At 46.1% G+C, this 12,308-nt stretch carries 10 protein-coding genes and 1 pseudogene; all 11 read left to right on the forward strand.

The annotated features are described in order from the left end of the window. A partial coding sequence (locus EAE92_RS23275; RefSeq protein ID WP_214069762.1) for a type VI secretion system Vgr family protein occupies positions 1-854 on the forward strand: 854 nt, incomplete at its 5' end. A gap of 10 nt (positions 855-864) precedes the next feature. Further along, complete coding sequence (locus tag EAE92_RS23280) at positions 865-1,908, forward strand: DUF4123 domain-containing protein (protein ID WP_214069763.1); 1,044 nt, start codon at positions 865-867, stop codon at positions 1,906-1,908. Beyond that, on the forward strand, positions 1,905-4,511 hold the full coding sequence (locus EAE92_RS23285; RefSeq protein ID WP_214069764.1) for a T6SS effector BTH_I2691 family protein: 2,607 nt from the start codon (positions 1,905-1,907) through the stop codon (positions 4,509-4,511). The genes EAE92_RS23280 and EAE92_RS23285 overlap by 4 nt, the downstream gene beginning before the upstream one ends. Further along, entirely contained in the window at positions 4,508-5,512 is a 1,005-nt protein-coding gene (locus EAE92_RS23290) for a putative type VI secretion system effector (protein ID WP_214069765.1), read from the forward strand. Before EAE92_RS23285 ends, EAE92_RS23290 begins: the two co-directional genes overlap by 4 nt. A 77-nt stretch (positions 5,513-5,589) precedes the next feature. After that, the gene (locus EAE92_RS23295; RefSeq protein ID WP_214069766.1) at positions 5,590-6,585 is read left to right on the forward strand and encodes a putative type VI secretion system effector; all 996 of its coding nucleotides are present in this window, start codon (positions 5,590-5,592) and stop codon (positions 6,583-6,585) included. A gap of 77 nt (positions 6,586-6,662) precedes the next feature. Continuing rightward, positions 6,663-7,655 (forward strand): putative type VI secretion system effector, encoded by a 993-nt coding sequence (locus EAE92_RS23300; protein WP_214069767.1) that lies wholly within the window; start codon positions 6,663-6,665, stop codon positions 7,653-7,655. Between the two features lie 77 nt (positions 7,656-7,732). After that, entirely contained in the window at positions 7,733-8,764 is a 1,032-nt protein-coding gene (locus EAE92_RS23305) for a putative type VI secretion system effector (RefSeq protein WP_214069768.1), read from the forward strand. Between the two features lie 180 nt (positions 8,765-8,944). Then, on the forward strand, positions 8,945-9,712 hold the full coding sequence (locus tag EAE92_RS23310; RefSeq protein WP_214069769.1) for a hypothetical protein: 768 nt from the start codon (positions 8,945-8,947) through the stop codon (positions 9,710-9,712). A gap of 34 nt (positions 9,713-9,746) precedes the next feature. Further along, complete coding sequence (locus EAE92_RS23315; protein WP_082302187.1) at positions 9,747-10,022, forward strand: PAAR domain-containing protein; 276 nt, start codon at positions 9,747-9,749, stop codon at positions 10,020-10,022. A 2-nt stretch (positions 10,023-10,024) separates the two neighbouring features. Then, a complete protein-coding gene (locus tag EAE92_RS23320) occupies positions 10,025-11,200 on the forward strand; it encodes a hypothetical protein (protein ID WP_214069770.1) in 1,176 nt (391 codons plus the stop codon). Beyond that, positions 11,193-12,308, forward strand: a pseudogene (locus EAE92_RS23325) (ImcF-related family protein); the annotation flags it as partial. The gene EAE92_RS23320 and the pseudogene EAE92_RS23325, both read left to right, overlap by 8 nt.

Raw genomic sequence — 12,308 nt, forward strand, 5'->3', positions numbered from 1 at the left:
AGCACATCAAACTGAGTACCGAATATGGCGGGAAAAGCCAGCTCAATCTGGGCCATCTGGTGGATGGACAGCGACCGCATCCCAATAAGCGCGGCGAAGGGTTTGAGTTGCGCACCGACGACTGGGGAGCGATCCGGGCCGGGAAAGGGCTGTTTATCAGCGCCGATCAACAGGTTAAAGCCTCGGGTCAGCAATTGGATATGCAGCGTGCGCTGGCTGAACTGGATGCGGCGTTGCAGACCGCGGCGGGGCTGCGTTATGCCGCTGAGGCGGCGAAAGCGGAACTGGCTGACATCGAAACCCAGTCCGCCTTTATGAATGAAACCCTGAAAGAATTACAACAGCGAGCGCTCTTACTCTCTGCGCCCTCCGGCATTGCTCAGGTGACGCCGGGCAATTTGCAGTTCTCCGCCGGGGAAAACCTGATAACCACCGTCGGCGGTGATGCAGATATGAGCATTATGAAGAAATTCCGGCTGGCGGTGGGGAACGGGCTGAGCTTGTTCACCCGAACCTTGGGCCTAAAGCTGCTGGCGGCTTCCGGCAAGGTAGAGATTCAGGCACAGACTGATGCGGTAGAGGTGTTGGCTCAACAGGCGCTGACGCTGGCGAGTCAACAGGATCGAGTGACCGTCTCGGCGAAAACGGAACTGCGTCTGGAGTGCGGCGGGGCTTATATCTCGCTGAAAGACGGCCATATTTCTTTTGCCGGTCCTAAAAATGCCCGCTTCCAGTGTGACATTTTGCAGAAAAACGGCCCGGTGAGTCAGAGTTCAGACCTGACGTTGCCTGAGCGTTGCGCGTCAACGGCAGAGCGGATGATGGGTAATCAAGATGGTGTAACGAAAAAATAAGGTGTAGACCATGATAGAAACAACTATTCCACTGACAGTGGATTACAATTTTTCCCCCGAGGCTGAAACCAGACGGCAAACCGGTTTGTTGGCTGACTTGCGTACGGCATTTACTCAGCATGGCGAACACGGTTTTTTACTGGTTGACCCGGCGGTTTTTCTCAAAAACCGACAGGAAGAGAGACTCCCGGCGGCAATCCTGAATCATCAGCCGGCGGCCATACCGACGCAGATAAAGCATCATCATTTCGAATCCCGTTATTCGCCCTGGCTGGTGCCACTCAATCTTAATCAGCCGGAGGATGCTGAACTGCTGGCGCTGAGCGTCACGCAGGCGTTGCAGGAAACCGATCCGGCGGAGTTGATTGCCGGGCGTGGGCGGATGGTGTGTGGCTGGCTGTTTAGTGCCAGCCCGGCATCCGCGATTGCACGCCATATCAGTATGATGGCGGTGCAGTCCGTCTCATTTCAGCCGCAGGTCATGCTGCGCTTTTATGATCCGGCGGTCAATAATGCCTTCTGGCCGTTGCTGGATAGCTGGCAACGCTCGCGTTTGTTGGGGCCGTTAACAGATTGGTATTTGATTGACGGCGACGGCCAGTTACTGCGCCGGGACAATGCCCAATCTGCGAATGAGTTGTACATCTTTTCACTGTCATTGACCGCGGAACAGGTAGCAGAAATGGCCTGGTCAGGGCCGATGAATCGGGCATTGCGCCGATATCGTCAGGCACATCGTGACCAGTTACGCCGGACGGAACTGGGATCCCTGCATATTATGCTGGCCTTACTGCGCCGGGTGACAACACGCTACGCCTTTAATGCGGTACAAGATCTGGAAACCTGCGCACTGCACGGCTTGCTATATCACCCGGAGATTGATTTACATCCCCGAATACAGTCGCTGTTATCCCATGAAGAGGGCGGGAGTGCTGGCGGTTATGTCGAGCGGACCGCTGGACTGACGGTAGAAGAGTGGTCGGCACTGGCTGATGACTGCGGCCATCCCAATCCTGCCATTATTCCCTTAAAGAATCAGGAGATGTTGTTATGAGTCAACCATTATGTCATACGTGTGAATCCACCGGGCCGGCGTTGTTGCCAGTGCGCTATACCGTGGTGCCTGATAATGTGTCGGAAACCTTACCGACGTGGGCGGAAACGCCAGAACCTTCTGCGCCGGGTTACCATTATGCGCTGCGAGCCTTACGGCAGGGTTTTTTGTATGTCTATTATACTAATGCCGGATTAGATGAACCGGAGAGTTGGGATACCTGGAGCGTCAGCGAGGATGGTGCGTTATGGCAAAATCTGAGTGCGCCTTTTGGTGTCTTGCCCCAGAAAACCGCAGACTGTCATGCGCCGACTCATCAGAGCGCTAATGTAGAATTTATCGCACTCAGGGATATCGCTTTGCGTCAGGAGACCTGGCTGGCTTTCTCTCCCTCAATGTGGAGCCGGGAGACCATCGAGTATTATCACAACAACCGCGCAGCGCGGGAAAGGCGGATGCAGTGCGTGAAACCGTGGCAGTGGCGCGGAGTGCCGGAAGGGGTAGGAATTGCTCAGGCGACGGTAGAGAACCTGAATGGGGTAATTGATTATGGTCTGGGTGACAATAATCCCGGTAAATGTGTTTTGCCCTGTAATCCGAAAGCGACGCGTATCTGCGGGACATTGGAGGAGGCGCCTTACTACAAGGTTTATTACAGTGAAGTGAAACCACAGGGCACACTTTATCCGTGGAGTAGTAAGCGGGCGGGATGCGCGGACACCACGGTCAGGGCGATGCAAAAGCGGGGGCAGGCAAAAGATGGCACGCCGGTATCGCCGGTGTTAATAGCGCTGCATGATCCGATAGGGATAGCGCATGAATTAGCGGGCTGGAGTGATGATATCGTTGGGGCGCATAAAACCTTTCTGGATGAATTGTCGATTGAGTTTATGACTGACAGTTTGCTCAACGGTGCGGAGAACCAACTGCATCAGTTAAGAGCTGTAACTTTGGAGGAGCGAGTGAATGTTAGTCTCTCAATTATTAAACGGGGAAGCTATGGGCTTATTCCCGCTCAAGATTTGGCCAATCTGAAAAAGGAGATGACCTCTGAGGCGATCAAATCGGATAACGAAGCGGTTGCTGATAACTGGAAAGAATATACGGCAGAGCTGAATCTGGCTAAACGGCAGGCATTTAACCAATGTTATGCTGAATTTTGTACTGACATAGCGCAAAAGCTGGAGCAATTGGCCCAGTTGAGGGTGAGCTGGTTAAAGCAGAGCCGGTTTATCACTTGTTGTCAGGATTTTCATTCCACCCGACTGGAGGACAACCTCAATTATCGTGAGGCGGTGGATTATGCCATCGCTTCGCTTAACGTGACTGAAACCGGGAGTGCCTATTTAGATACTTTAATTGACGAATATTCTGCATTGTCACCGGATAACATTATCTGGCGCTCGTTATTGCTGAATAACCCGGAAGTGATGAAAGAGATGGACGGGTTTTTACAGAAGATGAAGCTGAATAAGGGGAATGAAAAACCGGCGGATATCTCAGCGTTTATGAAAACGGTGACGACACTGAGTGGAAAATTGGTTGAAGCCTACGATAAAGCGAATGAGGCACTGGAAAAGCCGCCCAAATCCGACAGTACCTTTGCCCGGGCGATGTTACACAGTGACCGGCGACTGGTCACGCTGGGGGACCGGTTCTTTAATTTTACCCGTTTAGGAAAAGTGCTGAATAGTACCAATGAAATGCTGAGTAAGGGGTTATTCTCGGTGATTTCAGGTGTGCCGTTTGATCAGGCGGTTGGTTTGTCGGTATCACAGCTTCAAGAGGGGGATCTATTCCGGCTACAGGTACTGGAGCAGCTTAAAGCATCGAGAACAAAAGCTCTGCTTGAAACGAAAAATAGTTATAACGATAAATTTAAGGAATTTGCTGACAGTGCCGAAGGAGAGCCGGTATTGAAAAAATCCCGGATTAAATTATTAGTCTTATTTTTTAACGTGCTGGAGTATGCCAATCAGCGAAAAGAGAGTAAAGGGGATCTCAAGAGCCACGCCCAGGTGACCGCCGCGTTTTTAAGCACATTGAGTACAGCAATGGAGATTGTGGAGCCGATGGTGAAGCACGGCATAGAAAATATGGTTGCCGCCGATACCATTAAATTTATTGGGGCGGGGGCGGGTACGGTTTCTGGTGTATTAAATTTGGGAGTAGATATCAGTGAGTTGGGATCTGAATTGTGGAATGGACGACGCTGGCAGTTTATTGGTCTCTACGGTCTTAAAAGTGCTTATGATGTTATGCAATTAGCGGCACCATTAAAAGGTTTATTAGAAGTCTTAATTGATAGGGCATTAATTTCGGCTGAAAGTTTACTCGTTAAAAGGATGGAAAAGGTTTTGGCATGTGAAGTGATTGGCTGGTTAGGCAGTTGGCAGGTGATGCTCGTTATTTTTCTGGTTGAAGCATTAGTGATGTATTTTTCTGATAATGATTTACAAAAATGGTGCCGATGCTGTGTTTTTGGTTTAGAGCCAGTGAAGAATTTGCAGTCCACGCAATCTATTTACCTTGAATCACAGCGAAATAAGCTGTGTGAAGAACAACGTAATAGTTTTGCTGACGCAATTAAGGTACTCTCATGAATACATATGAGTTTTTAAAAGATCCTATTGACTTTGAAGAAATAAAACGTCAAAGAAAAGATATTGATATATCGGTAAAGGTTAAGCGAGAAATAGTAATTCCGCGCTATCCTAAGGATAGAGATAAGATAGAAAAAGCCATTGCGGAACTTCAAGCCAAAATTCCTGAATTGGATGCGATATTAGCAAAAGAACCGCCACCACAGGAATTACCGCCGGGTAAGCCATTAATCAAAGTAAGTGGTGTATTGGAAGAGTTCGAAACCCTGTGTGTGATTGGTTATTTTACTGATCGTGAATATGATCCGGCCGCCTTTGCCCGTCAGGAAGAACGGGAACTATATGGCGGGTTATTGCTGACGATAGCAGGAAATACTTCGGGATCTAATTTTCAGACCAAGGTTCGGGAGAGTGATTCCTGTGATTTTGTGCGAGGGAAAATCAATGGCATTCCCTTTCACGGCTGGTTGGGGTTTACCACTGCAAAAATGGGTGATTATGTTGAATTAGCGGTGACAGAGAAAGAAGAGCATTATGTAGTTTATGCCATTGCTCATCCCGAATTGAGAGTGGTTTCTATAACCCCGCATTGTAAACAGGGTATTCGCTCAAATGCCAAATATCAGGCACGTGGTGCTTGGTATGCTTCTTTACTGCTTTTCTTTGCTTTCATTATTGGGGGAGTTTTTATTGAGCAAATCAGAGAAAATATTATTTTGTATATAAAATACACCTCTTCATTTTGTGGTTTGATGGCAATTGTTTTTTCACCGTTAATCTATTTTTCCTGCATGAGAAATCCTAAACCGACATTCAAGCTGGCTGAGGAGATTTTCACGGTATTAGGTTTTCCTAATCCTACGGAAATTGATCTTGAGAAACTTACAGAAAAGAGGTTGAAGGAAATCAAAGTCAATGTTCCAGACGAGCAATCCGATAAGGAGAGTGAAAAGGTTATGCCTGATCAGGCTTGTTTTTGGAGTTATTATTACTATTACTGATTTAGATAATTAAATAATAGGAACCAACGGTATGAAAAACAACGCAAAAGTTTTGCTGACGCAATTAAGGAGGGCTTATGAGTACCTTTCGTCCTTATAAAGATGCTATTGATTTTGATGAAATAAAAAGTCAGAGAAGCAGTCTGGATACATGGATTGAAGTTAATATTGACTGGATAGTAAGCCACCCAGAAAGTAAAGAAGAGTCAGAAAAGGAGATTGAGAAAACAAAAGAAAAAATCCCAGAATTGGATGCGATATTAGCAAAAGAGCCGCCACCGCCGGAATTGCCACCTCGCAAGCCATTAATCAAAGTGAGTGGTGTATTGGAAGAATTCGAAACCCTATGTGTCATAGGCTATTTTACCGATCGTGAATATGATCCGGTCGCTTTTACCAGGAAAGAGGAGCGGAATCAGTTTGGAGCATTATTGTTGGCAATGGCAGGAAATAGTGCGGGGGCGGCAATCACTTCGCAAACCGAAGATAGGAGGAGTGATGTTTGTGATTTTGTTAGGGGGAAAATTAATGGCGTCCCGTTTTACGGTTGGCTGGGTTTTACCGTAGCAAAAGTGGGTGATTACGTTGAATTAGCGGTGACAGAACTGGAGGGGCATTATGTAGTTTATGCCATTGCTCACCCCGAATTAAGGGTGATATCGATGACACCGCGTTGTAAGCAAGGTATTCATTCGAATGCCAAATATCAGGTACGGGGTAATTGGTATTGCTTTTTATTTTTCATGTTTTTTTACATGATGATAGATGTCTTTTTTGTGAAAATGGATATTATTGAATATATGAAATACGTATGTTTCTTCTGCGTTCTGGCGGCAGCAATACTTTCACCATTTATATATTTTTCTTGCATGAGAAACCCTAAACCAACATTCAGATTGGCAGAAGAGATTTTCACTGCACTAGGTTTCCCTAACCCTACAGAAGTTAATCTTTATCGGTTCACAAAAAAGAAGCTTAAAGAAATCAAGGCTAACCCACCGAATGAGGAATCCAGTAAAGGAAGTGTTTGGCCCGATAGGCATTGTTTATTAAGTTATTTCTACTATTACTGATTTGGATAATCAAATAATAGGAATCAACTGTATGAAAAACAAAGTAGAAAATTTGCTGATGCAATGAAGGATATCTCATGAATACTTATCAGATGTTAAAAGGTGCTATTGACTTTGAGGAAATAAAAAGTCAGAGAAAAAGTCTTAATACGCAGATAGCAGTTAAGAGAGAAATAACGATTCTGCGCTATCCTGAGGATAGCGAGGAGATAGAAAAAGCGATAGAGGAGCTTCAAGCCAAAATCCCTGAACTGGATGCAATATTGGCAAAAGAACCGCCACCACCGGAATTGCCCCCTCGTAAACCTTTAATCAAAGTGAGTGGTGTATTGGAAGAGTTGGAAACACTCTGTGTCAAAGGCTATTTTGCTGATCGCAAATATGACCCCGAAGAATTTGCCCACTGGGAGGAGAATAGGCAATTTGGTGCATTATTGCTGGCGATGTTGGGAAATAGTTCTCAGGCTGCGGTGAATTTACGGACTGAGGGACGATTAAGTAAAATATGTCATTTTGTGCAGGGGAAAATCAATGGCATCCCTTTTCATGGTTGGATAGGATTGACTACAGTAAAAACAGGTGATTATGTTGAATTAGCGGTGACTGATCAGGGAGAATATTATGTTGTCTATGCATTAACAAACCCTGAAGGCAGAACGATTTCTATCACGCCGTGTTGTAATAAAGGAACCCGGTCAAAAGCAAGGGATGCAGTATTTTATACTTCCTGCGTATTTTTTATAATCATTGTTGTTTGTCTTGGCGCCATCTTTTTTTCAGGTGGGGGCAATTTTTGGGATGGGGCAGACCTTTTAATCTTATGTCTTATGTTTCTGGCAACCATATTTTCTTTCTATGCGTATTCTGCCAGCATTAAGAAACCGTGGCCGTCAGTTAAACTGGCTCAGGATATTTTCTCAGTATTAGGCTTTCCTAATCCGCAAGATATTAGTCTTGAGAAACTAACCAAGAAAAGGCTTAGAGAGGTAAAATCTAATCCATCGCCTGAAAACAGCGAAGAAGTCTTGCCGGATAAGCTTTGTATCCTGAGCCATTATTACTATTACTGATTTAGATAATTAAATAATAGGAACCAACAGTATGAAAAACAAAGTAAAAATTTTACTAATGCAATTAAGGAGGGCTTATGAGTACCTTTCGTTCTTACAAAGAGGCTATTGATTTTGAGCAAATAAAAAGGCAGAAAAAAGGCATTGAGATTGATATTAATGTAAACCGAAAACATGCCATCAATTTTCCCGATAGCAAAAAAGAAGCAGAACAGGAAATAATGAATCTTCAAGCTAAAATTCCTGAACTGGATGCGATTTTAGCAAAAGAGCCGCCGCCACCGGAATTGCCGCCGGGTAAGCCCTTAATCAAAGTGAGTGGTGTATTGGAAGAGTTCGAGGCCCTGTGTGTGATTGGTTATTTTACTGATCGTGAATATGATCCGGCTGCCTCTGCCTGTCAGAATGAACGGAAATTATATCGGGGAGTTGGGGTGTCGATAGCAGGAAATACCTCGGGTACTCATTCACAAACCACCGTTAGGGTAAGTGATGTCTGTGATTTTGTGCGGGGGAAAATCAATGGCGTTCCCTTCCACGGCTGGCTGGGGTTTACCGCCGCAAAAGTGGGTGATTATGTTGAATTAGCGGTAACCGAGCAGGAGGGACATTATAGGGTTTATGCGATTGCCCATCCTGAATTAAGGGTGGTTTCTATGACGCCACGTTGTAAACAGGGTATTCATTCAAATGCCAAATATCAGGCACGTGTCGTCTGGTATGGTTCTTTAGTTATTTTTCCTATATTCACGATCGATGCGATTTTTGATGATTGGGAGTTCATTATAGAATATATGATGGACTATTTTGTTAAATATATGGTGAATTGTATAAAATATATGTCTTTGTCTTTTGGTTTGATAGCAATTGCCTTTTCACCATTAGTTTATTTTTCTTGCATGAGAAATCCTAAACCAACACTCAGGCTGGCGGAAGAGATTTTTACTGTATTGGGATTCCCTAATCCTACGGAGATTAATCTTGAGAAATTCACAAAAAAGAGGTTGAGGAAAATCAAAGCTCATTCCCCGGATGGAAAATTGAATAAGGATAGTAAAAGAGTGCTGCCAGATAAGCGTTGTTATTCCAGCTATTACTACTATTACTGATTCAAGTAATAGGATGGAGCTAAAGATTTATGAGATAGTCCTCAGAATTATCTATGATGGGTCATAGCGATATTAAGCAGTTTCTTGTCTTTGGAAAATTCAGTAACGAATTATCCAATGTGAAGTTTTATCTGTTTTTATGGGGTTTGTTTGTAATTTTGTGTAAATTAGGGAGTTTTTGTGAATCAGATCTATAAAATAGCTTGGATAGGCTTGGTTATTAATGTATTAACCTATCTTGTCTTACTGGTTGTTATAAAGGTAGCCAGTGAGGGTTATTTTGCTCTTTCTTATCAAGAGCAATATTTTGTTGCTAAATTATCAATATTCAATGTCTTGATGTTGATTTTCATTTTGCTGGAGGTGGTTAATCTGTTTGTTATTCTCAAAGCGCCAAAGTATGCGAAAATCAGTTCGTTTATTACATCTTGTTTTTTCCCATTTGGCGCGGTTTATTTCATTGGGTGTTTGTTGTCAATTCAACGAGTTGCGCTATCCCCATTCTATGAATATCAATATCAGGCAGGTAATATAACGCCTAATTCCGAGGTCTATTTTTTTCGGGATAGGTATTGGAAAAGGATGTGTATTTTGGGTTGCATAACGCTGGTTATGCCAATTAAGGGCGTGAATAGTATTTGTATGATGATGACGGCTATGCATTGTCTCTCATATCGTAAAACAGAAGGTCGTTATTTCTTTGCCGAGACAGAGGGGGGCTTTTTATTAACACCAACCGCGTTGAGTAAAACCCTTTTCTTGCCTTATCGATGTATTAAAGGGGTGGAGGAACGTGAAGGTAATGTACTGATTTCTGTTAATTTAAATAAAAAAATCGACATTGTATTTTCAAAGAAATTTGTTGCAAGAGACGATCTTACAAAAGTCATCAAACTGCTTTCACAGGCAGCATTGAATAATCCGAACGATAATATTGTCACGTTCTAAATGTGAAAAATTTATCCTTACTGATATAGGCATCATGATGTTTGAAGGCATTATTCGCTTGGGTGATAAGCTCAGTAGCGGCGGTGAAGTGATTTCCGCTTCCTCTTCTATCGAAATTGAAGGTAAAAGAGCTGCATTATTAAATGATTTAGTCAGTTGTCCGCTAAAAGGGCATGGCATTAATCGTATTGTTAATGCCAATTCTCAATGTATTTCCGATGGCAAACCGGTCGCATTTGATAAAGCGCTTTGCCAATGCGGTTGTTATGTTATTTCCAGTACGACGAAAGCCGGAATAGGGGAGTCATAATAATGGCTTGGGAAATTCCAGAGTCTTATTCCGTACACCGGCCAGAACCACCGGTCTGGTCGCTTTGGCGGCGGCTGTTCAGTATGGCTTGTTTCGCTGTCGTCGTTGCTGTCGGCGGTTTCTGGTATCTGTTTAAAGATCCCGCCAGCTTGCTTTATGCATTGATCGCTTTAGCCGGAATAACAGCACTGTTCGGGGTGATTGCCGGTTGGCGGCTGTTTCGTTACGGCGTGGAGCTGGAGCAGGCGGAAGTGCTGACGCAAGAGAACGCCTGGCAGGAGGCTCGCTGGCAAGCGTGGGCTTCTCAGGCGATACGGGTTGTGGATTATGATGCGCTTTTCCCGCCGGAAGTGCCGTCACCGGCGGATAAGGCGGTATTGGTCAATGGCGATAGCGCACTGGTATTGCCCCCTTTTTCCAGTTATTTCAACATGTTTGAAAATTTACTGGGAGCGGTGCGCAGTAGTTTGGCCGCGCATGTGGTTAATCATAAAGTGAATGTCTATTTTTCATCAGACAGGACCGAAACTGTCGTATGGGAGCAATTTTGTCAGGTTTGGCAAAAACTGGGGCTGCCTCTGTCTCAACTACAAGGCCCGATAGGGCTTAAATCCGATTATACCCATCAGATAAGCGACTGGTTGAACACGGAAATCAAAGGATTGCTGTTGGTCATGGCATGGTGTTGGCAAGACGATAAAACACTCGCGACAGCCAGTGAGGGCGCGGTGGTTTGGCTACTGGCGCCTCCCTCTTCTCAGCTGTCGGCAAAATGTTGTCTGCATCGGCCTATGGCTACGGTAGCGGCGGAGACGGAGCAGAGTGTGGCTCAGTTTCTGCGTTATCAACGTCCTGCCATAACGGCCGGGACACTGTGGTACAACGATGCGGATTCACCGGAGAAAGACAAGTTGTTAATTCGGCTGAATCAGAGATTAAAAACCTTGCCATCATCCGTACAACAGAGCGAGCCGACAACGCTTGATCAACAGTTTGTACCCCATTGGCTTGGGAAATCAGGGCCATATGCGGATTGGTTTGTATTAACACTCGCCATGAAAATGGCCGAATATCAGCAGGCGCCACAGCTTTTTCTGCTAGCGCACAATGCCTCGTTACAACTGGGGACTCTCTCCCCGTCAAACAATGTCACTTCATCAGGGGGCTTCCATGCTTAAAGCTTTTATTACCCGTAACTTGGGGGTAGGTCTGGTCACCAGTTTAATCGCACTGGTCTTGGGCGGGCTGTTATCTTTCTGGGGCGATCGATTTGGGTTATCTACTCAGGCGGTCAAAATAATCGTCTGGATTGTCAGCATGGTGGGTGTGGTATGGCTGTTGAATCTTTTTCGTGATTACAAACAGCGTCTGCCCGTACGGGAAAGCGCGGTTAAAGCGCCAGTAGAACAAGTCGCATCCTCAGAAGCGCCATTTTATTTTCAGCGGTTGCAATATCAGCTTGGTCGGCGTTATGGCCGTTTCTGGCGTCGGCGGGTATGTATTTTGTTGGTGATGGGACAACGGGAGCAGGTAGAAGCCATTGTCCCCGGGTTGACCGCCCAGCACTGGCAGGAAGGCGAAAATAATCTGTTGCTGTGGGGCGGCAGTTTGCAGGTTCAGCCGGATAAAGCGCAGTTACAGGCATTGCGTCAACTGCGTCGCCGTCGCCCGCTGGATGGGGTGGTGTGGGTGATGACCGAAGACCAACTTGGCCAGCGAACGCAGATGGAGACCTCGTTGCGCATGCTGGAGAAACAGGGGCAACAGCTGGGCTGGCAGGCGCCGGTGTATGTGTGGAATGTGCGTCACAGCCACTGGGACCAGCACGACCGGCCGACTCAGACCGTGGGCTGTTTTCTGTCGGAAGGGGGGACGCCCGAGATGCTGGCGCAGAGTCTGGATAGCCTGATACCCACGCTGGCGAGCCGGGGCATGGAACAGGCGATAGCGGAAAACCGTCACGATTTTCTGTTGCGACTGGCGCAGTCTTTGCGGGATGGCGGGGTAACAAGTTTGGTGAAGCAGCTAACGCCGTTGTTAGAGCGGCCGCCGTTGAGGCTGGCGGGGGTGACGTTCAGTTTACCGCTGTTTGTGCCGTCAGGGATGGTGGAACATGGCTGGCTGGGGGATGCCAGTTGGAACGGGGTGCTGGAACATGTGCGCGATAGCCGGGGGAAAGCGGTGGGTTTTCCGTGGGAGAAAAGCGCGCGGTGGGGCGTGATAGCGCTGGCGGCGTTCTGGGGCGTGGGTAGTGTGACCTCGTTTTGGGTTAACCGTCATCAGATA

It is taken from the genome of Photorhabdus hainanensis, assembly GCF_018448965.1.
In the GTDB taxonomy this organism is placed as follows: domain Bacteria; phylum Pseudomonadota; class Gammaproteobacteria; order Enterobacterales; family Enterobacteriaceae; genus Photorhabdus; species Photorhabdus akhurstii.